The organism is Microbacterium proteolyticum, assembly GCF_014192415.1.
GTDB classification, from domain to species: Bacteria; Actinomycetota; Actinomycetes; order Actinomycetales; family Microbacteriaceae; genus Microbacterium; species Microbacterium proteolyticum.
The window spans coordinates 1,698,637-1,723,331 of the sequence record NZ_JACHXY010000001.1 but is presented as its reverse complement, the minus strand read 5'-3'; the positions used below and the strand labels follow the sequence as shown (position 1 = coordinate 1,723,331).

The 24,695-nt window shown below is 70.4% G+C and carries 19 protein-coding genes; 7 read left to right on the top strand and 12 right to left on the bottom strand.

Annotated elements, in window-relative coordinates:
* Positions 1-37 precede the first annotated feature (37 nt).
* From FHS07_RS07895 to FHS07_RS07870, 6 genes are all read right to left on the bottom strand, one after another.
* On the bottom strand, positions 38-1,216 hold the full coding sequence (locus tag FHS07_RS07895) for a thiolase family protein (RefSeq protein ID WP_183419277.1): 1,179 nt from the start codon (positions 1,214-1,216) through the stop codon (positions 38-40).
* Positions 1,216-2,400 (bottom strand): bifunctional 2-methylcitrate synthase/citrate synthase, encoded by a 1,185-nt coding sequence (locus FHS07_RS07890; protein WP_183419276.1) that lies wholly within the window; start codon positions 2,398-2,400, stop codon positions 1,216-1,218. The genes FHS07_RS07895 and FHS07_RS07890 overlap by 1 nt, the downstream gene beginning before the upstream one ends.
* Positions 2,401-2,617: 217 nt before the next feature.
* Entirely contained in the window at positions 2,618-3,517 is a 900-nt protein-coding gene (prpB, locus tag FHS07_RS07885) for a methylisocitrate lyase (protein WP_183419275.1), read from the bottom strand.
* 382 nt (positions 3,518-3,899) lie between these two features.
* Entirely contained in the window at positions 3,900-5,426 is a 1,527-nt protein-coding gene (locus FHS07_RS07880; protein WP_183419274.1) for an MmgE/PrpD family protein, read from the bottom strand.
* Complete coding sequence (locus FHS07_RS07875; RefSeq protein WP_183419273.1) at positions 5,423-6,052, bottom strand: GntR family transcriptional regulator; 630 nt, start codon at positions 6,050-6,052, stop codon at positions 5,423-5,425. Before FHS07_RS07875 ends, FHS07_RS07880 begins: the two co-directional genes overlap by 4 nt.
* 209 nt (positions 6,053-6,261) lie before the next feature.
* Positions 6,262-6,867, bottom strand: coding sequence for a TetR/AcrR family transcriptional regulator (locus FHS07_RS07870; RefSeq protein WP_343054641.1), 606 nt, complete (start codon positions 6,865-6,867; stop codon positions 6,262-6,264).
* Positions 6,868-6,997: 130 nt separating this feature from the next.
* Here FHS07_RS07870 and FHS07_RS07865 point away from each other — a divergent pair, with 130 nt between their 5' ends.
* Positions 6,998-7,969 carry a zinc-binding dehydrogenase gene (locus tag FHS07_RS07865; protein ID WP_183419272.1) on the top strand — a complete coding sequence of 324 codons (972 nt, stop codon included), beginning with the start codon at positions 6,998-7,000 and terminating at the stop codon, positions 7,967-7,969.
* Between the two features lie 376 nt (positions 7,970-8,345).
* Here FHS07_RS07865 and FHS07_RS07860 read toward each other — a convergent pair whose 3' ends face one another.
* The 5 genes from FHS07_RS07860 to FHS07_RS07840 form a co-directional block, all read right to left on the bottom strand.
* On the bottom strand, positions 8,346-8,825 hold the full coding sequence (locus tag FHS07_RS07860; RefSeq protein WP_183419271.1) for an NUDIX hydrolase: 480 nt from the start codon (positions 8,823-8,825) through the stop codon (positions 8,346-8,348).
* Positions 8,825-10,489, bottom strand: a complete 1,665-nt coding sequence (locus FHS07_RS07855) for a DUF4407 domain-containing protein (RefSeq protein WP_183419270.1) — start codon at positions 10,487-10,489, stop codon at positions 8,825-8,827. The genes FHS07_RS07860 and FHS07_RS07855 overlap by 1 nt, the downstream gene beginning before the upstream one ends.
* Before the next feature lie 308 nt (positions 10,490-10,797).
* Entirely contained in the window at positions 10,798-11,811 is a 1,014-nt protein-coding gene (locus FHS07_RS07850; protein WP_183419269.1) for an aldo/keto reductase family protein, read from the bottom strand.
* Between the two features lie 191 nt (positions 11,812-12,002).
* The gene (locus FHS07_RS07845; protein WP_183419268.1) at positions 12,003-12,806 is read right to left on the bottom strand and encodes an ABC transporter permease; all 804 of its coding nucleotides are present in this window, start codon (positions 12,804-12,806) and stop codon (positions 12,003-12,005) included.
* Positions 12,803-13,678 carry an ABC transporter ATP-binding protein gene (locus FHS07_RS07840; protein WP_183419267.1) on the bottom strand — a complete coding sequence of 292 codons (876 nt, stop codon included), beginning with the start codon at positions 13,676-13,678 and terminating at the stop codon, positions 12,803-12,805. Before FHS07_RS07840 ends, FHS07_RS07845 begins: the two co-directional genes overlap by 4 nt.
* Positions 13,679-13,957: 279 nt before the next feature.
* Here FHS07_RS07840 and FHS07_RS07835 point away from each other — a divergent pair, with 279 nt between their 5' ends.
* The 4 genes from FHS07_RS07835 (at position 13,958) to FHS07_RS07820 (ending at position 20,002) form a co-directional block, all read left to right on the top strand.
* Entirely contained in the window at positions 13,958-15,436 is a 1,479-nt protein-coding gene (locus tag FHS07_RS07835) for a glycosyltransferase family 2 protein (protein ID WP_246383149.1), read from the top strand.
* Positions 15,433-17,412 carry an ArnT family glycosyltransferase gene (locus FHS07_RS07830; protein ID WP_183419266.1) on the top strand — a complete coding sequence of 660 codons (1,980 nt, stop codon included), beginning with the start codon at positions 15,433-15,435 and terminating at the stop codon, positions 17,410-17,412. The genes FHS07_RS07835 and FHS07_RS07830 overlap by 4 nt, the downstream gene beginning before the upstream one ends.
* A 62-nt stretch (positions 17,413-17,474) precedes the next feature.
* Positions 17,475-18,377, top strand: a complete 903-nt coding sequence (locus tag FHS07_RS07825; RefSeq protein ID WP_183419265.1) for a DUF4397 domain-containing protein — start codon at positions 17,475-17,477, stop codon at positions 18,375-18,377.
* Positions 18,374-20,002, top strand: coding sequence for a class F sortase (locus FHS07_RS07820; protein ID WP_183419264.1), 1,629 nt, complete (start codon positions 18,374-18,376; stop codon positions 20,000-20,002). The genes FHS07_RS07825 and FHS07_RS07820 overlap by 4 nt, the downstream gene beginning before the upstream one ends.
* Positions 20,003-20,112: 110 nt before the next feature.
* On the opposite strand, the gene rlmN is transcribed toward FHS07_RS07820, so the two are convergent.
* Complete coding sequence (rlmN, locus tag FHS07_RS07815) at positions 20,113-21,426, bottom strand: dual-specificity RNA methyltransferase RlmN (protein WP_183419263.1); 1,314 nt, start codon at positions 21,424-21,426, stop codon at positions 20,113-20,115.
* Positions 21,427-21,724: 298 nt separating this feature from the next.
* Here rlmN and FHS07_RS07810 point away from each other — a divergent pair, with 298 nt between their 5' ends.
* Positions 21,725-22,633: a PRD domain-containing protein gene (locus tag FHS07_RS07810; RefSeq protein ID WP_183419262.1), complete on the top strand. Its 909-nt coding sequence runs from the start codon at positions 21,725-21,727 to the stop codon at positions 22,631-22,633.
* A gap of 191 nt (positions 22,634-22,824) precedes the next feature.
* The gene (locus FHS07_RS07805) at positions 22,825-24,684 is read left to right on the top strand and encodes a beta-glucoside-specific PTS transporter subunit IIABC (protein ID WP_183419261.1); all 1,860 of its coding nucleotides are present in this window, start codon (positions 22,825-22,827) and stop codon (positions 24,682-24,684) included.
* Positions 24,685-24,695: the final 11 nt, after the last annotated feature.

Here is a 24,695-nt window from a genome sequence, read left to right as displayed (position 1 = left end):
CTGCGGCATCCGCCGTTGTGCACGGCGAGAGCCGGAGTCAGTACCGCCGCAGCAGGGCCGCCAGCGCCTGTCCGCCTCCGATGCACATCGTCACGACCGCGTACTCGAGGTCGCGGCGCTGCAGGTCGAGGGCGGCGCGCACGGTCAGGATCGCGCCCGTGGCGCCGACCGGGTGCCCCAGCGCGATCGCTCCGCCGTACGGATTGACCTTCTCGGGGTCGAGTCCGCCGTCGCGGATCACCGCGACCGCCTGAGCGGCGAACGCCTCGTTCAACTCGATCACGTCGACGTCGGCCGGACGCAGTCCCGTCTGCTCCCACAGCCGCTGCAACGCGAGGACGGGGGCGTACCCCATGATCTCGGGGTCGACACCCGCGGTGGTCACGGCCTCGAGGGTCGCGAGCCCGGTCAGCCCGCGCTCGCGGACGTCGTCCTCGCGCATGAGCACCGTCGCGGCGGCGCCGTCGTTGATCCCCGAGGAATTGCCGGCGGTGACCGATCCGTCCTTCTCGAACGCCGGTCGAAGCCCGGCCAGCACGTCGAGAGTCGTGTCGGGTCGCGGATGCTCGTCGACCGAGACCTCGACCGGCCGCTTCCCGCCGGTGGTCACGGGCACGATCTCGTCCGCGAAGGCCGCGCGCGCGGCATCCGTCGCCGCCCTCCGCTGGCTCTCGAGCGCGAAGGCGTCCTGCTCGTCGCGCGAGACGGAGTATCGGGATGCCACGACCTCGGCCGTCGTGCCCATGTGCCGGCCACTGAACGGGTCGGTGAGGATCGCGAGCGTGCCGTCGAGGAGCGTGCGGTCGCCGAGCCGCGCGTTGCCGCGGGCGCCGTAGTCGAGGAAGGGCGTGCGCGACATGCTCTCGTCGCCGCCGGCCACCGCGACGTCGATGCCGCCCCAGCGCAGTTCCTGCGCCGCCGACCAGATGGCCTGCAGGCCGGAGCCGCACAGCCGGTTGACCGTGAAGGCGGGAACACGGGTCGGAAGTCCCGCGGCGAGCGCGACGCGACGGGCGTTGTACGCGTCGGGGCCGTTCTGGGCGATGCAGCCCATGACGACCTCGTCGACGTCTTCCTTCGCGACGCCCGCGCGGCGCAGTGCCTCGGTCACCGCGACCGCCCCGAGTTCGTACGCGTCCACGCCGGACAGCGCGCCCCCGAAGGAGCCGATGGGCGTGCGGGCGCCCGCGACGATGACGATCCGCGGCTCGGACATCAGCCCGCCGCCTCCTCGGGGCGTTCCTGCGCGTCGACGTCCGCGGCGTCCGGAACGTACCCCTCGACGTGTCGCTCGTCGGGGCCGACGTAGGCCGACAGCGGACGGATGAGGGCGTTCGAGGCCTGCTGCTCCCGGACGTGGGCGGTCCAGCCGGTCACCCGCGCCGCCACGAAGAGCGGCGTGAAGGTGAGGGTGTCGAAACCCATCAGGTCGTACGCCGGACCGGAGGGGTAGTCGAGGTTGGGGTAGATGCCCTTCCGCTCGACGAACTGCGCCTCCAGGGCGTCGTACAGCGCGGCGACGTCGGGGCGGTCGTAGTGCGCGACGAGCGTGTCGAGCGCCGCCTTCATCGTCGGTACGCGCGAGTCGCCGCGCTTGTACACGCGGTGGCCGAAGCCCATGATCTTTCGCTTCTCGGCGAGGGCTGCATCGAGCCAGGATCCGACGTCGGCGGCCGAGCCGATCTCGGTGAACACGTGCAGGACGGCCTCGTTCGCGCCGCCGTGCAGCGGTCCCTTCAGCGCGCCGATCGCGCCGACCACCGCCGAGTACAGGTCGCTGAGCGTCGAGGCGATGACGCGGGCGGTGAAGGTCGAGGCGTTGAACGAGTGCTCGGCGTACAGGATCATCGACCGGTTGAACGCGTCGACGACGACGGCATCCGCCACCTCGCCGAAGGTCATCCAGAGGAAGTTCGCGGAGTAATCGAGGTCGTCGCGGGGCTCGACGAGCTCGTCGCCGCGGCGGCGGCGCTGACCGTACGCCACGACCGCGGGCAGCTGCGCCCACAGACGCACGGAGCGCTCGAGATTCCCTTCGGGGGTGCCCACGGCATCCATCACGTTCGAGATGCCCGCCGTCTCCCGCGCCCCGATGACGCTCACGGCGGTGCGGACCTCGTCCATGGGGTGGGCGGACGTCGGCAGCAGATCGATCGCGGCGCGGACGTCGTCGGTCAGCGCCCGGTGCGCGCGCTCGACCTGTCGCAGCTCGGCGAGCTGTGCGCCGTTCGGAAGCTCCCCGTTCCACAGCAGGTACGCGACCGCCTCGAAGGGCTGGGTGGCGGCGAGCTCCTGCACGGGGTATCCGCGGTAGAGCAGGCTGTTGGTTTCGGGGTTCACCTTGCTGACGGCGGTCTCGTCGACCGTGACGCCGGCGAGGCCCTTCTTGATGTCGGTCATCGTCTCTCCCTCGAGTCGTGCTCGGTTCTACTCTGTCTCACACCGGCCGCCCCACGGCGACTTGCCGGGTCCCGCTTCGTGCAGAAGACAGGCGCTGAACCTGCACGAAGGGGGACACGCCGGCGCACCCGACCACGCCGGAATGCCGCCCATGTCCCACTCGGCGCAGAGAACAGGCGCTGAACCTGCACGAAGGGGACACGGCGGCCGGCCCGCGTCAGCGCTCGACGGTGAAGTCGAACACGTCGGCGTCGAAGCGCGTATAGCCCTCGTAGTCGATGAGGTCGTACAGGTCGGCGCGGTGCTGCATCTCGCCGAGCTGATCGCGCAGATGCCCCTCGGATGCCAGGGCGTCCAGGCCCCGACCGGCAGCACCCATCGCGAGTCGCAGAAGCGACACCGGCCAGATGACCAGGTTCACCCCGGCGTCCTGCAGCTGGGCGGTGGAGAACAGCTCCGACTTCCCGAACTCGGTCATGTTCGCCAGGATCGGCACATCCAGTGCGGTGCGCATCGCCTCGAACTCGCCGAGATCGCGCATCGCCTCGGGGAAGATCGCGTCGGCGCCGGCGTCGACCAGGGCCTTCGCACGGTCGATCGCCGCGGGAAGGCCCTCGACGGCCCGCACGTCGGTGCGCGCCATGATGAGGAAGTCGGGATCCCGCCGGGCATCGACGGCCGCGCGGATGCGCTTGATCGCGGTGTCGGCATCCACGACGCTCTTGCCGTCGAGATGGCCGCAGCGTTTCGGGTTCACCTGGTCTTCGATGTGGGTGCCGGAGAGCCCCGCGTCCTCGAGGGTCTGGATGGTGCGTGCGACGTTCATCGGCTCGCCGAATCCGGTGTCGGCGTCGATGATCGCCGGCAGCTCCGTCATGCGCGCGATCTGCTGCCCGCGGCCGGCGACCTCGGTGAGGGTCGTGAGGCCGATGTCGGGCAGGCCGAGGTCGGCCGAGATCACGGCGCCCGAGATGTAGACGCCGTCGAAGCCCTTGCGCTCGATGAGCCGGGCCGACAGCGGGTTGAAAGCCCCGGGCATCCGCACGAGTTCTCCGGATGCCAGCTTCTCGCGCAGCGCGCGACGCTTCTGCTGCGGCGTGGTCTGGGCGTACAGCATCAGCGGCCCCCTTCCTGTGCGACCGACGTGGCCGTGCGCCGCAGACCCGCGACACAACGCAGGAGTTCTGTCGACCGCATCGAAGCCTGCGGCTGCAATGTCGGGGGTGCGATGACGCGAGGCAGGCAGATCTCCTGCGTTGTGTCCGAGCGGCGCCGACGATCGGATGTGCCGCCGGCTGCGGCGTGCCGGGAGCGGTCCGCGACCCGAGCAGAACACAACGCAGGAGATCCACGGTGAGCCCGGGCACCGACCCGCGTGTTCTCGCGGTCCGCGGCATCCGTCACTCCCGGAACCCCTGCGTTGTGTACGCGCGGAGCAGCTCCGCCCCACGCACGCACGGGCGGCTCGGGCTTGACGGGCGCGCACCCGCCCCCGCGCATCAGAACAGCCCCTTCGGCGCGGGCGCCAGGGCCAGCACGCCGGGCTTGGCCACGATCGAGAGCTGCATCACCTCGGCCGGCGTCAGCTCGGGCAGGCGCTGCACGAGCTCGAGGAAGCGTTCGACCTCCTCGGGCTGCAGCACCGGCTCCGCCAGCAGGCGGAACTTGCGCACGTAGTCCTCGCGCGCGAACGGACGGGCGCCCAGCGGGTGGGCGTCGGCGACGGCGATCTCGTCGTCGACCGTCGTGCCGTCGGTCAGGGTGATGACCACGCGGCCCCCGAACGCCTTCTCGTTCGGGTCCTCCGAGTGATAGCGGCGCGTCCACTCTGCATCCTCCGCGGTCGTGACTTTGTGCCACAGGGCGACGGTGTCCTCGCGGCCCGCTCGCTCGGGCGTGTACGAGTCGACGTGGTGCCACGCGCCGTCCTGCAGGGCGACGGCGAAGATGTACGGGATCGAGTGGTCGAGCGTCTCCCGCGACGCGGTGGGGTCGTATTTCTGCGGGTCGTTCGCGCCCGAACCGATCACGTAGTGCGTGTGGTGGCTGGTGTGCAGGACGATGGATGCCACATTCTCGGGGTCGCGAAGATCCGGACGCTCCGTGCCGAGGCGGCGGGCGAGGTCGATCCAGGCCTGCGCCTGGTATTCGGCCGAGTGCTCCTTCGTGTACGAGTCGAGGATGCCGCGCTTGCTCTCGCCCTCGGCGGGAAGCGGGACGTCGTAGGACGCGTCGGGGCCGTCGAGCATCCACGCGATGACGCCGTCTTCGCCCTCGTAGATCGGCGACGGGCTGGTCTCTCCGCGCATCGCCCGGTCGACGGCCTCGATCGCCATCTTGCCGGCGAAGGCCGGGGCGTGCGCCTTCCAGGTCGAGATCTCGCCCTTGCGCGACTGCCGCGTGGCGGTGGTGGTGTGCAGTGCCTGACCGATGGCCTGGTAGATGGTCTCCTGGTCGAGGTCGAGGAGGGTGCCGATGCCGGCGGCCGCGGCAGGGCCGAGGTGGGCGACGTGGTCGATCTTGTGTCTGTGCAGCGAGATCGCGCGCACCAGATCGATCTGGATCTCGTAGGCCGTGGCGAGTGCCCGCACGAGCGCGGCGCCGTCGCGGCCCGTGTGCTGGGCGACCGCGAGCACGGGCGGGATGTTGTCGCCCGGGTGCGAGTAGTCGGCCGCGAGGAACGTGTCGTGGTAATCGAGTTCGCGCACGGCGACGCCGTTGGCCCACGCCGCCCACTCGGGACTCGTGCGCCGCTCGAGCAGGCAGCCGAAGACCGTGGCGCCGGGACCGCCGATCGACACGGCGTGGTCGAGGGCCTGCTGACGTGCCGCGCTGACCGGCGGACGCGAGATCGACGCCGCGGCGACGGCGGCGTTGTCGATGAGGCGGTTGACGATCATGTCGACCACGTCGTCGTCGACGCCCACCGGGTCGACCGCGACGCGAGCGAGGGCCCAGGCGAGCTGGCCCTCGCGGGCGAGGTTCTCATCGCTGCGGTGCACGCGCACGTGATGGGTGATCGTCATGAGGGGTCCTCCGTGAGGGCTTCGAGGATGGTGGTGAGGGCGTTGTGCAGATGCACGTGGGTGGCGTGGACGGCGAGTTCGGGGTCGCCGGCGCCGATCGCTCGCGCGATCAATCCATGCTCCCCGGCGGATGCCGAGAGGCGAAGGGGGTTGAAGCGGGCCATGCGCCGCACCCGCACGAGGTGGGTGCGGACGCTGCGCAGGGCCGAAGAGAGGTAGGCGTTGTCGACGGCGATGTCGATCGCGGCGTCGAAGCGCGAGATGAGGGCGTAGTACGCGTCGGCATCCGCGAGGTCGACCGCCGCGAATTCGCGGGCGAGGGTGTCGAAGACCCGCGGATCGCCGCGGCGGGCCGCCGCTCGCGCCGCTTCGCTCTCGAGGGCCCTCCGCAGCTCGAACAGCGCGCGGATGTCGTCGGCGTCGATCCCGGCGACGACCGTCACCCGCGCCGATGCCTGCGCGACGAGACCATCGGATGCCAGGCGGCGCAGCGCCTCGCGAAGGGGGGTGCGACTGACGCCGAGGCGCGTGGACTGCTCGACCTCGCCGAGCACGGTTCCCGGGGGGAGGGCACCCGTCTGGATCTCGTCGAGGAGGGTCGCGTACGCGCGCTCACCGGCTCGCATGCCGCTCCCTCGCCATCATGCAACCAGTGTATGCATTCGCGGACCAGAATGGGGATCCCCGCCCGCGCGGAGGCGGCCTGCGTATACACAGCGCGGATGAGGTCACCCCTCGGGGAGCACAGCCCCCCGCCACCCCGCGCGCGAGGCGCCACGATCCGCCGCTTCGGCCGCCTTCCCGACGACAGGATCCGTCGACCCACGCGGCGGCATCAGGGCCGGGCCCAGGACTCCAGGGTCGTCGGGATGGATGCCAGCGTCGCCAGCGACGCGTCGCGATCGGCGCGAGCGAGGGTGAGCCCCGCCACCACGAGCGACGCGCAGACCGCGGCGAGGGCGTCGACGGCATCCGGGGCCAGGTCGGGTCGGCGGTCGGCGACGGCGGAGCGGATGGCGGCGCGCATCTCCGCGGCGTATCCCGAGACGAGCGCACGCACGTCGGCGTCATCGCTGGCCAAGGGGGACGACCCGGCATTCAGCAGGAGGCAGCCGAGCCGGGCACGCGGCGCGTCCTCGGCGATCGCGGTGCGCATCTCGTCGACGTAGGCCTCGAGCGCGCCGGCGTCTCCCCCGCCGAGCGGGCGCAGGCGCGTGCGCACGACGTCATCGAGGTAGGCGGCCAGTACCGCGTCGAACAGACCGCGTTTGCTGCCGAAGGCGTGGTAGATGCTCGAACGCGTGAGACCGGTCGCCTCTTCGAGCTCGGCGATGCCGGCCTCGGCGTAGCCTCGCTGCCAGAACACGTCTCGCGCGGCGTCGACGACGACGGAGCGGTCGAAGCTCGGCATCCTGCCCATGCGTTCTCCCTTCTTCTCCACGGCTGATCCCGCTCAGCACGTCGGGTCGCCGTCGCGCCTCACGACGATGCTCCGGGGCCTCCCTGTTGCGCCGGCGGGCCCAAGGTCTATATTAGACCGGTCGTTACAAAATAACCACGGGAGGCATTCCATGCGCGCAGTCATCCACCACGAGTTCGGCGAACCGGCCGACGTCCTCGGCGTCGAAGAGGTCGAGACCCCGACCCCCGGCCCCGGGGAGGTGCGCCTGCGCGTCCTCCTCTCGCCCATCCACAATCACGACCTGTGGACCATCCGCGGCACCTACGGCTTCACGCCCGAACTACCCGCTCGCGCCGGCACCGAGGCCGTCGGGGTCGTGGACGCCGTCGGCGAGGGCGTCTCGCTCGAGGTCGGTCAGCGCGTCGCGACCGGCGGCACCTTCGGCGTGTGGTCGGAGTACGTCGTCACCCGCGCCGCAGGCCTCATCCCCGTCTCCGACGCCCTGTCCGACGAAATGGCCGCGCAACTCGTCGCGATGCCTTTCAGCGCCATCAGCCTGCTGCACTCGCTCGACCTCGAGCCCGGCGACTGGATCGTGCAGAACACCGCCAACGGCGCGGTCGGCCGCATGGTCGCGCAAATCGCGAAGGCCCGCGGCATCCACGTGATCGGTCTGGTCCGTCGAGACAGCGCCGTCGCCGAACTCGCCGAGCAGGGGATCGACAACGTCGTGTCGACCGACGCCGACGACTGGCGCGATAAGGCCGTCGCCCTCGCCGACGGTGCGAAGATCGTCGCGGGCGTCGACTCGGTCGGCGGCTCGGCGAGCAATGACGTGCTGTCGCTGCTGAGCGAGAACGGCACGCTCGTGATCTTCGGCTCGATGGGCGCGGGCACGCTCGAGCTCTCGGCCGGCGACATCATCTTCCGCCAGGCCACTGTGAAGGGCTTCTGGGGCAGCGTCGTCAGCAAGACGATGGATGCCGACACCCGCGGCGCCCTCTTCGGCGAACTGTCGCGCTACCTCGCCGACGGGACCGTGACCCTCCCCGTCGCCGCCACCTTCGGCCTCGGCGACATCGTCGACGCCGTCACCGCGAGCGACTCGCCCCGCGTGGGCAAGGTGCTGCTGCGCCCGTGAGCGCGTCGCGCCGCGGGGCTCCCGCTCCGCGGCGCGGCTCCCGTCCCGCCGCGCGCGCCCCGTCCCCTCGACCGGGGCCGGAAACCCCGTCGAGTGTCCAAGACACGCCGCGTGGCGAGCAGGGAAGCGGCGTGTCTTGGACGCTCAACAGCTCGTACCTGCGGCACTCAGCGACACGGGGGGACGCGGCGTTTAGTGGACAGCCAACCGCCTGGGCCCGCTGGCGCCGCGCGCGAGGCTGCCTCCGGACGCGCCGGTCGCCTGTCACGGCCCACAGCCCCCTCGAGTGTCCAAGACACGCCGCGCGGCGAGGCAGGACGCGGCGTGTTTTGGACGCTCAACGGACTCCCCCGCGCAGGGAGGGGGAGCGGGAGGGTCAGGAGCCGGGCAGCTCCTGGAGCGCGGCGGCGAGCGCGTCGATGGCGGGGCGCTGGCCCTTCACGAGCGCGTCGCGCGCGGCATCCAGATCGGTCCACTCGGCGCGGTCGACCTCGGGGAACGACGCGGTGCGACCGGAGCGCGGCGGCCATTCCATCTCGAAGGTGCCGTACGTGAAGTCGGATGCCGTGAACCCGGCCCCGTCCCCCACGAACACCACGACCTTCTTGCCGCTCGAGGACGAGAAGGTCCCCAGCTCGGCCCAGTCGACGTCCGGCGGTTCGACGCCGAGCTCTTCACGGAATTCGCGGTGGGCGGCATCCAGAGCCCCCTCGGAGTCGGGGTCGAACTCGCCCTTCGGGATCGACCAGGCTCCCTCGTTCTTCTTCGCCCAGAACGGTCCGCCCATGTGGGCGATGAGCACCTGGGGCGCGGGGGCGAGGCGGTACAGCAGCAGCCCCGCGCTCCAGGCGACCATCAGGTCACCGCCGCCGGCATCCGGTTGGCTTCATCGGCGATGATGTCGGCACGCTTGCGGTAGGTGCGGGCAGACACCCGGTCGAGGGCGATCTGGCCGCGCATCTTCTCGGCCTTCTCGTACAGCGACGGACCGCCGAAGCTGGTGAGCACCTTCACGATCACCGGCAGCAGCTCGATCATGAAGAACAGCGCGGCGATGAGGTAGTGCGCCCACCGCAGTACCGGCTCGCGATCCGACAGGCGTTCGAGCGCGGTGATCTGGCTCAGCAGACCGACCGCCCCCGCGTTGCCGTCGGCGACGGACTCGGCCCGTGCGTTGTAGGCCGCGAGCGCCGACTCGTACTGCGTGCGGGCGGCGGGCAGTTGATCCTCGGCCTGCTGCTTGTTGGCCTCGGCGGTGGATGCCGCAGCCTCGGTGCCCGCGGTGTTGGCGGCCGCGAGCGTGGACTGCGCCTGCTGCAGCTGCGTCGACAGGGAGTCGTACGCCGACTGCGCCTGGGCGAGCTGCGCCTGCGCCGCGTCGGAGCTCGCGCCACCGCCGGCGACACCGGTGCAGCCGGGAACGGTTCCGGCACCCTGGCCGGTGAGCTCGCACTGATACACGGCGCGTGCCTGATCGATCACGCTCTGCTGCGCCGCGAGCTGTTGCGTGAGCTGATCGACGGTCTGCTGCGCGGCGGCCGACTCGGCCGATGTCGCCGACGTCCCCGTCACGATGCCCGTCGCCGCCTGGTTCTCGAGCGCCGACACCTGCGCGCTCGCGGCGTCGAGCGCCTGTTTCTCGGGGCCGCCGGTCACGGCATCCTGATCCGTCAGCGCCTGCGTGACGTTGGTGGAGTTCACCTCGCGCACGATGTCGTTCTGGAACACCTGGAGCACCAGGGGCTCCGCCACCACGATGCCGATCAGCGCGGCCATGATCACGCGCGGGAACGCGAGCCCGAGCAGCCGGAAGATGTTCTTGGTCGACCGCATCGTGGAGGTGAGGAAGCGGTCGAGGTTGAAGATGATGAGACCCCACACGATCGCGAGGGGGATCGCGAGGAGGATGCTGACGCGCACGCCCGTCATCAGCGCGAACATCATCGACAGCGCCGAGACGAGGGCCGTGCCCGCGAGAACGAGGAACATCTGCACGAAACGGGGAACCTCTTCGGGCACCTCGTCGAGTACGTCGTTGTCGGCGCCGCCGAGCACGGCCATGCGGCGGATCAGCGACAGGCGCGGGCGTCGCGGGTCGTGTCGGCGCAGACGCGGCTGGCGGGGTTCGGACGCCAGCGGGCTCGGTGCCGCTTCGGGCCGCGGCGCCGGGGTGTCGGGAGCGACCTCGACCGGCTCGTGGTCGAGGCGGAGGGTGTCGTCGTCGGGAGCGGATGCCGTGGGCTCGCGGTCGAGGCGGAGGGTGTCGTCGTCGGGAGCGGATGCCGTGGGCTCGCGGTCGAGGCGGAGGGTGTCGTCGTCGACGAACGGTTGGCGCGGCTCATCGTCGGCAGGGGGCGCGCCCCATGGTTCGGAAGTGTGGTCGCGCGTCGCGGCGTCGGGCATCGCCGCGTTCTGTGCGGCGAGGATGTCGTCGAGATACTGCTCGCGTTCCTCGTCCGTCGTGAACTCGATGCGGCCGTCGGAGCCGAAGCGGCCGGGCCGGTGAGCGGAAAAGGACATTCGCACAGGGTACGACGCGATCCCTGCTCTCTCCTGAGCGGCGCCTGAGGCGCTGCCCAGCGGCGCGCGGGATCACATCCCCCGCGCGAGATCACATGCGATTACGACCCCGATCGTGTCACCTCGAGCGGAGCAGATCATCTCGACGAATGACCGGCGCCCCGCAGAACGCCGCCTGCGAAGCCCGCGCCGCCTAGCCGCACCACGCCACGGTGCCCCGCGCCGCCTAAACACTCCACGGCGCCCCGCGCCGCCGGGCACACGGTGGAGCGGGCCGGCCGCGAACGCCCAGCCCGCTCTCGCCGTCGTCAGATCAGTCGTTGCTTCGGCGAAACCTCGTACGTGTTCTCGGGGTCGGAGAACACCGCGCCGCCCAACGCCTCGTCGATGGCGGTGAGGGTGTCGGCATCCAGCGTCACGCCCGACGCTTTCACGGTGTCGGCGAGTTGCTCGGGCCGGGAGGCTCCCACGAGCGCCGCGGCGATGTTGGGGTTCTGCAGCACCCACGCGATCGCAAGCTGCGGCATGGCGAGCCCGGCCTCGTCAGCGATGGGCTTGAGGCGCTGCACGGCCTCGAGCGTGTCGTCGTTCAAGAAGCGCTTGATGAAGGTGGCGCCGCTCTTCTCGTCGGTCGCGCGCGAGCCCTCGGGCACCGGTTGGCCGGGCAGGTACTTGCCGCTGAGCACGCCCTGCGCCATGGGCGACCAGACGATCTGCGAGATGCCCAGCTCTTCACTGGTGGGCACGACTTTGCCCTCGATCACACGCCAGAGCATCGAGTACTGCGGCTGGTTCGAGATGAGCTGGATGCCGAGCTGCTTCGCCAGCGCGTGACCCTCGCGCAGCTGTTCAGCGGTCCACTCCGAGACGCCGATGTAGAGGGCCTTGCCCTGGCGTACGACGTCGGCGAACGCCTGGAACGTCTCTTCCAGCGGGGTCTCGTAGTCGAAGCGGTGCGCCTGGTAGAGATCGACGTAGTCGGTGCCGAGGCGCTTCAGTGACCCGTTGATGGAGTCCATGATGTGCTTGCGGCTGAGACCGGTGTCGTTCGGCCCCATCGGGCCGGTGGGGAAGTACACCTTCGTGAAGATCTCGAGCGACTCGCGCCGCTGACCTTCCAGCGCCTTGCCGAGCACCGTTTCGGCCGCCGTGTTGGCGTACGTGTCGGCGGTGTCGAACGTCGTGATGCCCGCGTCGAGCGCCGCATGCACGGTCTTGATCGCCGCGTCGTCACCGACCTGCGAGCCGTGGGTCACCCAGTTGCCGAGGGTGATCTCCGAGATCTTGAATCCACTGTTTCCGAGGTAGCGATAACCGACCATTCCTCCACGCTAACGCTCCCCTCCGACACCGGGGCCGTGGCATCCCTCGCCCTCCGTCGAGAAACGCGGTTCGCGCGAAGAAACGCCGGCAGCACGCGTTTCTTCCGGCAGATGGCGTTTCTCACGACGAACCAGCCGCCCCCTGAAGCCCGCGCGCACCCCGCCGAACACCGAGGCACCCGGGCGCAGCGTCAGGAGTCCTTGCGGATCCACCGGAACGTCACGCGCACCAGGGCGAGCCCGACCACCAGCCAGATCAGGGTCACCAGCAGGATGAGGGGGTGATCCCACGAGCCCGACGGCTCGGCATCCGCGAAACTCTCCGGCAGGAACACCGAACGGAAACCCTGCGCCAACCACTTCAGCGGGAAGATGCTCGCGACGTTCTGCAGCCAGTCCGGGAGGGCTGCGAAGTTGATGTAGACGCCCGAGATGAATTGCAGCAGCAGCACGATCGGGATGACGACGCCGGTGGCGCTGCGGCCGGTGCGCGGGAGCGCCGACAGGCCGATCCCGAGGATAGCGCACGTGGTGACCCCCAGCAGGAACACCCACGCGAAGGTCAGCCACCGTTCCGGCTCGGTCGGGAGCGGCACGCCGAAGAACACCGCGGCCACCACGATGAGCAGCACCGATTGCAGGAAGCCCGTCACCAGCACCTGCCCGAGCTTGCCGATGAAATAGGACACCGGGCTCAGCGGGGTTCCACCGAGGCGCTTGAGGGTGCCGTCGCTGCGCTCCATCGCGATGTCGATCGACATGTTCTGCAGTCCCGACAGCAGCACGCCGGCAGCGAGCATCGCGGGGAGGTAGAACTGCGCGGCATCCACTTCGTCCCCCGGCGGACCGAACGTCTGCGCGTCGAAGGCGACGGCGAAGATGAGCAGGATCATCACCGGGAACAGGAACGTGAAGAACACCGAGTCGCCCTGGCGGAAGTAGGCGCGCACCTCGAACGCGACGCGCGCGGCTCCCAGTCGCAGCACCCGGCTCATGCCACACCTCCCGCGGAGGTGGTGCGACGTGCTTCGTCGCCGAGGAACGAGAGATACACGTCTTCGAGGCTCGGGCGAACGACCTCGAGGCGATCGGGCTCGCCGCCTCGGGCGTACAGGGCGGAAACGAGCGCTCCCGGGTCGTCGGTTCGCTCCTCGCGCGTCACCCCGCCCTCGCGCCACCGCACGAGCGGCACACGGGCGTCGGGCCCGCCGAGCTCGTCGATACGACCGACGGATGCCATCTGCCCGCCGACGATGATCGCGGCGCGCTCCGCGAGTTCGGCCGCCTCGTCGAGGTAGTGGGTGGTGAGCAGGATCGTGGTGCCCTCGCGCTGCAGGTCGCGGATCAGGTCCCAGAACTGCCGCCGCACCTCGGGATCGAACCCCGTCGTGGGCTCGTCGAGGAACAGCAACTCGGGACGACCGACGATGCCGAGCGCCACGTCGACGCGGCGACGCTGTCCGCCCGAGAGCTTGCGCACCGAGACCTTCGCCTTCTCGGTCAGCCCCACCGAAGCGATCACCTCGTCGACGTCGCGGGGCCGCGGGTAGAACGAGGCGAAGTGGGCGAGCAGCTCCCGCACGCTCGCGGTGGGCGCCTCGCCCGTGTTCTGCAGCACGATGCCCAGTCGTGCCTTCCAGTCGAGTCCGCCGCGGTGCGGGTCGATGCCGAGCACGCGCACCTCGCCGCTCGTGCGATCGCGATAGCCCTCGAGGATCTCGATGACCGTGCTCTTGCCCGCCCCGTTGGGCCCGAGCAGCGCGAACGTCTCGCCGCGATGGATGTCGAAGGTCACGCCGCGTAGCGCTTCGACGCCTCCGCGGTAGGTCTTGCGCAGATTCTCGACCTCGACGACGTTCTCGCTCATGCCTTCAGTCTGGTGGTGGGCGGCGTCGACCGGAACGCCCGACCGGCGGAACTGGCATCCGCCCCGGCCCCGGGCGAGGCGGTGGGCCCGACTCCGGCGGAGGGGCGATCGACGCGTGAGGCGGTCCCCGGTCGTCGACGCGAACCTGGCAATCGTCTGTGCCGCCCAAACCATCCCCCCCACCCGCCCCCGAAGGACCCGTGCGAGGCGTTTGTCGCCCGGCCGTCGTCGCATCCCCTTACCGCCCTCGAACCGTCCACGTGGACGCTGGAGGCTCCTTTGTCGTTCCCTTACGCCCCCCTCGCGCAGACCGCCCCCGATCCGACCCCCGAACCCCTCCTGACCCCGGTCGCCCCCGCCCCCGGGCAGGGCTCTACCGGTATCAGCGACACCGTCATCCCTGCCCAACCCGGCACCTCCACCACCGGCGGGTTCCTTCCCGACTGGTCGATCGGAGAATGGCTCGGCTACAGCGGCATCATCGTGCTCGCGCTGGTCCTGACCGTCGTCGCGACGACGACGCTGTGGTGGATGCTGCACGCGTGGCGTTCCGCCGACGACCTGCGGGCCACGCAGTTCAGTTCGTCCCCGCGCCCCGCTCGGCACCGCTTCACCCTCCTCGTCCCCGGTCGGCACGAGGAGGAGGTCATGGGTCAGACCCTCGACCGCCTCGCTCAGCAGGACCACCCCGATTTCGAGATCATCGCGATCGTCGGGCACGACGACCCGGGCACCGAGCTCGTGGTCCGTCAGGCGGCGGCGCGGCATCCCGACCTCATCAAGGTCGTCGTCGACGACAGCGTCCCCAAGAACAAGCCCAAGGCACTCAACCGTGCTCTGCAGATCGCCACCGGCGACGTCGTCGGCGTGTTCGACGCCGAAGACGAGGTGCACCCCGGACTCCTCACCGTGGTCGACTCCAAGTTCCAGGAGACCGACGCCGATGTGGTTCAGGGTGGCGTGCAGTTGATGAACTTCGAAACGAGCTGGTGGTCGCTGCGCAACGTGCTCGAGTACTACTTCTGGTTCCGCTCGCGCCTGCACTTCCACGCCCGGTCGAAGTTCATCCCCCTCGGTGGGAACACCGTGTTCGTCACCCGCGAGCGCCTGACGTGGTCGGCCGGTTGGGACGACCAGTGCCTCGCCGAGGACTGCGAGCTGGGGGTGCGCCTGTCGAGCGACGGCGCGAAGGTCGTCGTCGCCTACAACCCCGAGTACGTCACGCGCGAAGAGACCCCGCCCACGCTCACGTCGCTCTACAAGCAGCGGACTCGCTGGAATCAGGGTTTCCTACAGGTGCTCGGCAAGGGGGAGTGGAAAGCTCTCCCGACCCTCCGCCAGCGCATGTACGCCCGCTACTTGCTGAACATGCCCTTCCTTCAGGCGGCGACCGGACTGCTGATCCCCATCTCGCTCGCGTTCATCCTGCTGGTCAAGGTGCCGACGCCCGTCGCCCTCATCACGTTCCTCCCCCTGGTGCCGACCGTGATCACCCTCGTCGCCGAGGCGGCGGGGCTGACGGAGTTCGGACGCGTCTATGACAAGAAGGTGCGCGTGCGCGACTACGTCCGTCTCGTCCTCGGACTCGTCCCCTACCAGGTGTTCCTCGCGGCCGCGGCCGTGCGGGCGGTCGTGCGGCAGCTCAAGGGCGACGGAAGCTGGGAGAAGACCGAACACACGGGCGCCCATCGGGATGCCGCTGCGACCCCGGCCACGACCCCCGAACTCGCGACCACGACGGTGGGGGTGGCCGGATGACCTCCACCCTCGACCGCCCGTCCCCCGCCCCCCATCACGCAGAGCGTGTCTTCGAGACCCGGAGCCCGCGATGGCGCCGCCGTCTCATCGATGCCGCGTGGCTCCTCCCGCCGCTGCTGATCGGCATTCTCGTCAATGCCGTCAATCTGGGCGGCTCGCCCCAGCGCATCGACGACGAGGGCACGTACACCGCCCAGGCGTGGAGCCTCAGCAATCTCGGCGAGCTGACGCACTACACGTACTGGTACGACCACCCGCCCCTCGGATGGATGCAGATCGCGGCGTGGGCCGGGCTCACCGGCGCGTGGGACCGGTACGACATCGCCGTGATCGCCGCTCGGGAAGCGGTGCTGGTGGCGACGGCCATCGCGGCCGTGCTGCTGTGGTACCTCGCGCGACGCATCGGTTTCGCCCGACTGACGGCCTCCGTCGGCGTGGCGATCTTCCTGCTGTCGCCCCTGGCGGTGCAGTTCCACCGTCAGGTGTATCTCGACAACATCGCGACCGCGTGGCTGCTGGCCGCACTGCTGCTGGCGATGAGCCGGCGTGCTCAGCTGATCGGCTACATCGGCGCGGCGGCGGCCTTCGGTGTGGCCGTTCTGACGAAGGAGACCTACCTGCTGGCGCTTCCGCTGGTGGCGTGGCTCATGTGGCGCGGCGCCGATCGCACGACCCGTCGATACACCCTGCCGGTCTCGGCGTCGGTGCTCGGTCTGATCGGCTTGACGTACGTGGCGTTCGCTCTGGTCAAGGGCGAGGTCGCCCCCGCCCCCGGTCGGGTGAGCCTGTGGGACGGTCTCGCCTTCCAGCTGTCGTCTCGAGAGGGCAGCGGCTCGATCCTCGACCCCGAGAGCCTCATGTCGCGGACGGTCGGTCTGTGGTGGCAGCTCGACGCCGTACTCATCATGACCGCTCTGGCCGCGGCCGTGGCCTCATTGTGGGTGCGGCGCCTGCGCCCGTGGGCGATCACCCTGCTGGCGCTGACGGCGTTCATGTTCCGCGGCGGCTACCTGCCGGTGCCCTACGTCATCCTGCTTCTTCCGTTCGCGGCGATCGTCGTCGCCGGCATGGGACAGCTCGCCGTCGAATCGTTGCGCTCACGTGCGACGCTGCGCCGCTTCGGCGGTGTCGCCCTGGCATCCGGGCTCCTCGTCGCCCTGGTGTCGGCGGGTCCGCTGTGGGCCGCGCAGCTGCGCGGCTTCCTCCTCGCCGACCTGGACCGCCCGCTCCGCGACGCCGAGGCGTGGATGACCCAGAATGCGCCGGGAGACGCGCGCATGCTGGTCGACGATGCGATGTGGGTCGACCTCGTCGACGCCGGCTTCGGCCGAGAGAACGTGGTCTGGTACTACAAGGCCGACACCGACTCCGATGTGCAGGAGCTCGCTCCCGACGGCTGGCGGGACTACGACTACGTCATCACGACCGACTCGATGCGCACGTTCCCCACCGAGTTCCCGACCGTCCGACAGGCCATCGAGAACAGCGCGGTGGTGGCCTCGTTCGGCGAGGGCGCCCAGCAGGTCGATGTGCGACTCGTCGATCGCGATCAGGCGGCGCTCGCCCAGGCCTCCGACGGCGGGCTGTACACCGCCCGCTCGGTCGCCGGCCAGCAGCTGCTGCGGAACCCCGACGTCGGCGTTCCCGGCGCGGAGCAGGACCTGCTCACCTCCGGCATCGTGGACGGCCGCATCCTGGTCACGCTGGGCCAGCTGTCGTCGACCGGTCGCATCGACGTCGCCGACATCACGCAGCTCGAAGGCGATCCCTCGGGTGTGCACCGGCAGCTCGTCGTGAGCTCGTTCGCGGGCCAGGACGTGCGCGGTGACGCCCCGGGATCGGATGAGGTCGTGCGGTTCTACTCCTCGCTCGCGGGCCCGTTGCGTCCGGTCTCGGTCGAGCGCGGGGACTCCGGCGTCGTCGTCACGTTCTCCCCCGATGAGCCGACCGACCTCCTGCCGCGTCCGACGACGTGATCGTCCGACGATGTGTTCCCCCTTCCCTTCCTGATCCGCACCGCCCGACGAAAGGATCCCTCATGACCCGCATGACCGACACTCCCCGCCCCTCGATCCGCACACCCCGGAGGGGCCTGCGCGGCCTCGCTCTGACGGCCGCGGCCATGGCCCCGTTGGCGCTCGGCCTGGGCATCGCGCCCGCGGCCAACGCGGCGGCGCCGGCCGAACCCGGCGGATGGGCCCGCGTGGCCCATCTCTCGCCCGACACGAAGTCGGTCGATGTGCAGATGACGGCCCTGGCCGGCGGCGCCGTCGTCTACGAGCTCGACGACGTGGCCTACGGCGCCGTCAGTGACTACATCCCGCTCGCCGAGGGCACCTACGTCGTGTCGATGGTCCCCTCCGACGCCGCCGACGACGCCGAGCCCGTCGTGCAGCAGTCCGTCGATGTCTCGCAGGGCGCGCCCGTCACGGTCGCCGCCTACGGCCGGAACGCCGAGCTGACGACGACGGTGTTCGCGGACGACCTCACCGCCCCCGCCGAGGGACAGGCCCGCGTGCGGGTGGTCCAGGCGTCCACCACCGAGCCGACGGTCGACGTGGACACGACGGCGGGCCGCGCGATCGCCCGGGGCGTCGCCACCGGGACCGCGACCGACTACGCCTCCGTCTCGGCAGGATCGTGGGACCTGGAGCTGACCGGGGCGGATGCCATGGCATCCTCGGCCGTCGACCTGCCCGCCGGGTCGGTCTCGACCCTGTTCGTGCTCGATGACGCCGCCGGGTCGCTGACCGCCCGCGCCGTCACCGACTCCGCCACCCTCGCGGACATGCCCATCGGCGGCATCCACACCGGCGGCGGGGGGACGGCTGCGTCCTCATCGGACACCGCGGGCGTGCTCGCCGGTGCGGCCGCCGTGCTCAGCGGCCTCGTCGCGGCGTTCGTCGTCGTGCGCCGTCGCACGGCCCGGGGCACCGCGTGACGAGCGTCCGCACGATCCTCGCGGCCGGCGCGTCGGCCGTCGCCGTCGCGCTGACCCTGACCTCCTGCGCCGGACCGGCCGAGCCGGACCGCGGGGGGAACGACCGGACCGTCGAGACGGCATCCGCGTTCCTGTCGACCTATGTCGATGACGGACGCGTCGTGCGAACCGACCAGGGTGGCGACACCGTGAGCGAGGGGCAGGCCTACGGCCTCCTCCTCGCCGTGGCGGCCGGCGATGAGGGCCAGTTCGACAGGATCTGGTCGTGGACCACCGAGAACCTGCAGCGCGATGACCTGCTGCTGTCGTGGCGGTGGGTGGACGGCGCGGTCGTCGACGACGAGCCCGCCTCCGATGCGGACCTGGATGCCGCCCGCGCCCTTGTGCTCGCCGCGGACCGGTTCGACCGCGATGATCTGCGCGCCGAAGGCATCGCGCTCGGCGCGGCACTGCTCGACGAGATGACGGCCGAGACCGCCCTCGGACGGATCCTTCTTCCCGGTCCGTGGGCGACGTCCGCACCGCACGCCTACAACCCCTCGTACGCGTCCCCGGCGGCCTATGCGGTGCTGTCCGAGGCCTCGGATGATCCGCGGTGGGAGGAGCTGGCCGAGGGCAGCCGATCGGTGACTTCGGCCCTTCTCGATGCGAACCCGCTGCCCACCGACTGGGCCACGGTCGCCACCGACGGGACCGTCGCGATCGCCGGCGCCGCCGACGGACAGGGCGAGCCCGGGTACGGCTACGACGCGACGCGCACCCCGATCCGTCTCGCCGAATCGTGCGACGCGGCCGACCGGGCCCTCGCGGGCCGCATCGCCACGGCACTCCCCGCGGACGACACGCTGGCGGCCGAGCTCGACACGGGGGCGGGGGCGGTCACGGGTGACCAGCACGCGGTCGCGTACGCGGGCCGCGCGGCCGCCTACGCCGGCGACGGACGGATGGATGCCGCTGCCGCCGACCTCCAGCGGATGTCCGAGACCTCGTCGACCACGCCGACGTACTACGGCGACGCGTGGAACGCTCTGGCCACGGCGATGCTGAGCGATGACGTGCTCGCCGGGTGTCCTCCGCTCGGCGAGTCGGCATCGGCCGCGCCGGCGGGGGCCGCGGACGCGGCGGCGGGCACGTCCAGCGCCGCCTCGGGCTTCCAGGACCCCGTCGCCGCCCCCTCGGCGTCGACCGCGACGCCCGTCCACCTCTCCATCCCCGCCATCGGCGTCGAGTCGGACCTCATCGGCCTGGACCGCGGGGCGGACGGCTGGATCGAGGCCCCCACCGACTTCGACGCGGTCGGCTGGTACGAACGGGGCGTGCTCCCCGGCGAGGTCGGCCCCGCGGTCATCGCCGCGCACGTGGACTCCCCCACCGGACCGGCGGTGTTCTTCGATCTGCCGAAGTTGGCCCCGGGCGACACCGTGTCGGTCCGGCGCAGCGACGGCACCACGGCGGACTTCGTCGTCACGGGGCTGCAGACGGTCGAGAAGGACACGTTCCCGACGGCATCCATCTATGCCCCCGTCCCCACCCCCGAGCTGCGCATCGTCACGTGCGCGGGAGCGTGGGACCCGGCAACCGGTCACTACGTCGACAACCTCGTCGTGACCGCCGTCGCGGCCTGACGCCCGCTCCGCCCGCGCCCGAGAAACCGGCCCCACCAGGACGCCCGCCGTGACTCTCGCGAAGCACGGGGTGACGGCACCCGCGGAGGCCGGCGAATCCGCCGCGGATCTCAGCCCACGGGCGTCGCGGCGGCGGCGACCTCGTCGTCCTCGGTCGCGACCAGCTGACCGCACGCCCCGTCGATCTCCTTGCCGCGGGTGTCGCGCAGGGTCGTCGGGATGCCGGCGTCGTTGAGCCGGCGAACGAACTCGTTCTGCACCGGCACCTCGGATGCCGTCCAGATCGACCCCGGAGTGGGGTTCAGCGGAATGGGGTTCACGTGTACCCAGCCGCGGCCGCGGGCGTTGAGCTTCTCGGCCAAGAGGTCGGCGCGCCACGCGTGGTCGTTCATGTCCTTGATCAGGGCGTACTCGATCGACACACGGCGCCCGGTCGCGTCGAAGTAGGCGCGCGCGGCATCCAGGGCTTCGTCGACCTTCCACTTCGAGTTCACCGGGATGAGCTCGTCGCGCAGGTGGTCGTCGGGGGCGTGCAGCGACAGGGCGAAGGTCACCGGGATGTCTTCGTCGGCGAGCTTCTTGATCGCGGGGACGAGCCCCACGGTCGACACCGTGATGCCGCGGGCGCTCATGCCGAGGCCGTGCTCTTTGTCGACCATGACGCGAACGGCCTGCATGACGCGGTTGTAGTTCGCCAGCGGCTCCCCCATGCCCATGAAGACGATGTTCGAGACGCGATCGAGCGAGTGATCAGTGCTCTTCTTGCCGCCCAGGCCCCCGGCGGCGATGAGGGCGTTGGCCCGCACGATCTGCTCGATGATCTCGGCCGCCGACATGTTGCGGGTCAGCCCCGCCTGACCGGTCGCGCAGAACGGGCAGTTCATGCCGCACCCGGCCTGGCTCGACACGCACAGCGTGATGCGGCCGGGGTAGCGCATGAGCACGGACTCCACGAGCGCGCCGTCGTGCAGCTTCCAGAGGAACTTGATGGTGTCGCCGCGATCGGTCTCGAGCCGGCGCACCTCGGTGAGCAGCGGCGGGAGCATCCCCGCGACGAGCTCTTCGCGACCGGATGCCGGAAGGTCGGTCATCGCCGCCGGGTCGGAGGTGTAGTGCGTGAAGTAGTGCTTCTCGAGCTGCTTGGCGCGGAAGCCGGGCAGGCCCAGCTCCTTCAGCTTCGTGATCCGCTCGTCGTGCGTGAGGTCGGCGAGGTGAACGGGCGGCTTGCCGCGCTTGGGGCTGGCGAACTGCAGGAGCGGGCGACCGGTCTCGTCTTTCGCCTGCTGCCATCCCTCTGTCTTCGGCCGCACCTGACGGACGCCGGTGTCTTTCGGCCGCGTCTCGCGGACGGCGGTGTCGGCCGGGGCCCCCGCGGGGCGCGCCTGCCGGGGCGTGGTGGAGCGCACGGGGGGCTGATCGGTCATGTTTCCAGGGTACCGGGGCGCGCCTGCGCCGCGGCTGGGCGCGGTCACGCGTACACAACGCAGGAGATTCGCATGCGAGGCGGCACCGGACCGCGGCGTTTCGGGCCGGCCCACCCTCGGATACCCGAAACTCCTGCGTTGTGTCCGAGCACGGCCGCCGACCCGATACGTGCGGATCCCCGAAACTCCTGCGTTGTGTCCGAGCACGGCCGCCGACCCGATACCTGCGGCTCCCCGCAGCGGGACGGCCGCCCGGGTGCCCGCCGACGGCACGGCGCCGCACTCTAGGATGCATCCCATGCCCGGTGCCGGTGACGCCTCCCTCCCGCCCGGCGGCGTGCAGAGGCTGCTGAACAACAACGTCGTCGTGGCGATCGACGCCGACGGCCGCGAACGCGTGCTGATGGGCCGGGGCATCGGCTTCCAGCTCAAGCACGAGGGGCGCGTCGACCCCGCGAAGGTCGAGAAGACCTTCGTGCTCGATCAGGCCACCGACACCGCGCACGCGCAGAAATTGCTGACCGACGCACCGTACGCGCTCGTGCAGGCGGTGCTCCACGCCGTCGACGAGGCCGAGCGCGAGCTCGGCCGCGATCTGGGCCGGCGTCTTCCGCTCGCCGTCATCGATCACGTGAACTATGTGATCGAGCGCCTCGACCAGGGCATCCGCATTCCGGGCACCTCGATGCCCGAGCTGCGCATCCTCCACCCCGACGAGTCCCGCGCGGCGGAGCACATGGCGGCCTCGATCGCGGCATCCCTTGATCGCGAACTGCCGCCCGAAGAGGGGGTGTTCCTGACGATGCACCTGCTCAACGCCACGCGCGACGAACCCAACGGGACGGCGGCGTTGCTTTTCCGGCGCGTGCAGCACGTCGTGCGCACCGTGGAGACCGGTCTCGGCGTCATGCTCGACGCCGAGGGTCCCGACTACGCGCGGTTCATCCTGCACGTGCGTTTCCTGCTGCAACGTCTCGTGAACCGCGCGATGCTCACCAGCGGCGACTCGTCGTTCTTCGAGTTCGCGAAGCATCGCTACCCGCGGGCTTTCGGCATCGCCGAGGCCGTGAAGGCTTACGTACTCGCGGCGACCGGCTCGACTCTCACCGACGAAGAGGTGCTCTACCTCACCGTGCACGTCGAACGGTTGGCGACGAGCCTGGGTCGAGCAGACACCACTGGCGGGCCCGACGCACCGGTGCTATAGTCACCGACGCAGGCTCACACCTGCCGACGATTTCCGGATTGTTACCGCGCGAGCGGGCAAGACCTGAATCCACATCGCTGACGAGCGATGAACGGATTCGGGTCTTTTTTATTGCCCGAAAACACTCCCCAGTCGTCGCCACAGAACATTCGACAGGCCGCACCGATGCGGCGAAAGGCAGGCGGATTCCGATGGCGGATCACGCGAAGACAGCGGCGGCGGTTATCACCGGCGTCGGCGGAGAGACCAACATCACCTCGATGGTGCACTGCGCGACCCGACTCCGGTTCGTCCTGAAGGACGAGAGCAAAGCGGATGCCGCAGCCCTCCGCGCCACCCCGGGTGTCATCACCACCGCGCAGGCGGGCGGGCAGTACCAGGTCGTGATCGGCAACGACGTTCCCGACGTCTATGCGGCCATCCAGGCGCAGACGAAGCTCGGCGGCGCCGGCGGTGAGGGCGGCGATGAAGGCCCCCGGGGCAACCTCTTCAACCGCTTCATCAAGATGATCTCGTCGATCTTCACCCCGATCCTCTGGGCGCTGGCCGGCACGGGCCTGCTCAAGGCGTTCCTCGCTGCGGCGGTGACCTTCGGATGGCTGGATGCCACGACGACGACCTACACGATCCTCAACGCGCTCTCCGACGCGTTGATCAACTTCCTGCCGATCGCCCTGTCGATCACGGCGGCGCGGTACTTCAAGGCGTCGGAGTTCACCTCGTTCGCGATTGCCGCAGCCCTGGTCTACCCCTCGATCGTCGCGCTCAACGGCCAGCCGGACATCACCTTCTTCGGCATCCCGGTGACGATGGTGAGCTACGTCTCCAGCGTCATCCCGGTCATCATCATCGTGTGGCTGCAGAGCCACGCGGAGCGGTTCCTGCTGAAGGTGCTGCCGGGTGCCGTGCGACGGTTCATGACGCCGATGATCGTCGTGCTCGTCGCCGTGCCGCTGGTGTTCCTCGTCATCGGCCCGATCTCGAGCCTCGTCGGTGGTGGCCTCGCGGCCGGTATCGGCTGGGTCTTCCAGACGCTGCCGTGGCTGGGTGGCGCCATCATGGGCGGCCTCTGGCAGGTCTTCGTGATCTTCGGTCTGCACTGGGGTCTCGTGCCGCTGTTCCAGCTCGAGTACCAGACCACCGGAATGATCCTGCTCCTCGGACCCGTCTTCGCCGCCGTCCTCGCCCAGGCCGCCGCGGTCGCCGGTGTGCTCGTTCGCACCCGCAACAAGAACCTGCGGTCGCTCGCCGCCCCGGCCACCCTCTCGGGCTTCCTCGCCGGCATCACCGAGCCCGCGATCTACGGCATCAACCTGCCGCTGAAGCGCCCCTTCGCCTTCGGCATCGTCGGCGGTGCGCTCGGTGGCGCGCTCATCGCGATGGGCGGGGTCTTCTCGAAGGCATTCGTGGTCCCCTCGGGCCTGGCGCTGCCGGCCCTGCTCGGCAACGGCAACATGGTCATGCTCGGCATCGGTCTCGCCGTCGCGATCCTCGTGCCGTTCCTACTGGTGGTCCTTCTCGGCTTCAAAGATCCGGTCGACGCCACCGCCACCGCGACTCCCGTCGCCGCCACCGACACCGTGGTGCGCAACCCCGTCGACGGCACCGTCGTCGCCCTGAGCGAGGTCCCGGATGCCGCCTTCGCCGACGGCTCGCTCGGCAAGGGCGTCGCGATCCGCCCCACCTCGGGCGCGGTCTACGCCCCCTTCGACGGCACGGTCGTCGCCGCGTTCCCCACCGGTCACGCGATCGGTCTGCGGGGCACCGACGGCGTCGAACTCCTCATCCACGTCGGCCTGGACACCGTCAAGCTCGGCGGCACCCACTTCACCCTGAAGGTGCAGTCCGGCGGCGAGGTCAAAGCGGGCGACCTGCTCGTGGAGTTCGACGGCGCCGCCATCGAGAAGGCCGGATACGACCTGATCACCCCGGTCATCGTCACCAACGGCGACCTGTACCCCGACGTCGCCGACGTGGCATCCGGCCCCCTCTCGCACGGCGAGACGCTGTTCCGCGCCGTCTCCGTCGACTCCCTCACCACCGCCCGCTGATCCCCCGGAGA

Bases quoted from the DNA above. Each gene is read 5' to 3' on its own strand.
- FHS07_RS07895 (WP_183419277.1), bottom strand. From the start codon at position 1,216: ATGTCCGAGCCGCGGATCGTCATCGTCGCGGGCGCCCGCACGCCCATC.
- FHS07_RS07890 (WP_183419276.1), bottom strand. From the start codon at position 2,400: ATGACCGACATCAAGAAGGGCCTCGCCGGCGTCACGGTCGACGAGACC.
- prpB (WP_183419275.1), bottom strand. From the start codon at position 3,517: ATGCTGTACGCCCAGACCACGCCGCAGCAGAAGCGTCGCGCGCTGCGC.
- FHS07_RS07880 (WP_183419274.1), bottom strand. From the start codon at position 5,426: ATGACGATCACCCATCACGTGCGCGTGCACCGCAGCGATGAGAACCTC.
- FHS07_RS07875 (WP_183419273.1), bottom strand. From the start codon at position 6,052: ATGCGAGCCGGTGAGCGCGCGTACGCGACCCTCCTCGACGAGATCCAG.
- FHS07_RS07865 (WP_183419272.1), top strand. From the start codon at position 6,998: ATGCGCGCAGTCATCCACCACGAGTTCGGCGAACCGGCCGACGTCCTC.
- FHS07_RS07860 (WP_183419271.1), bottom strand. From the start codon at position 8,825: ATGGTCGCCTGGAGCGCGGGGCTGCTGCTGTACCGCCTCGCCCCCGCG.
- FHS07_RS07855 (WP_183419270.1), bottom strand. From the start codon at position 10,489: ATGTCCTTTTCCGCTCACCGGCCCGGCCGCTTCGGCTCCGACGGCCGC.
- FHS07_RS07850 (WP_183419269.1), bottom strand. From the start codon at position 11,811: ATGGTCGGTTATCGCTACCTCGGAAACAGTGGATTCAAGATCTCGGAG.
- FHS07_RS07845 (WP_183419268.1), bottom strand. From the start codon at position 12,806: ATGAGCCGGGTGCTGCGACTGGGAGCCGCGCGCGTCGCGTTCGAGGTG.
- FHS07_RS07840 (WP_183419267.1), bottom strand. From the start codon at position 13,678: ATGAGCGAGAACGTCGTCGAGGTCGAGAATCTGCGCAAGACCTACCGC.
- FHS07_RS07830 (WP_183419266.1), top strand. From the start codon at position 15,433: ATGACCTCCACCCTCGACCGCCCGTCCCCCGCCCCCCATCACGCAGAG.
- FHS07_RS07825 (WP_183419265.1), top strand. From the start codon at position 17,475: ATGACCCGCATGACCGACACTCCCCGCCCCTCGATCCGCACACCCCGG.
- rlmN (WP_183419263.1), bottom strand. From the start codon at position 21,426: ATGACCGATCAGCCCCCCGTGCGCTCCACCACGCCCCGGCAGGCGCGC.
- FHS07_RS07810 (WP_183419262.1), top strand. From the start codon at position 21,725: ATGCCCGGTGCCGGTGACGCCTCCCTCCCGCCCGGCGGCGTGCAGAGG.
- FHS07_RS07805 (WP_183419261.1), top strand. From the start codon at position 22,825: ATGGCGGATCACGCGAAGACAGCGGCGGCGGTTATCACCGGCGTCGGC.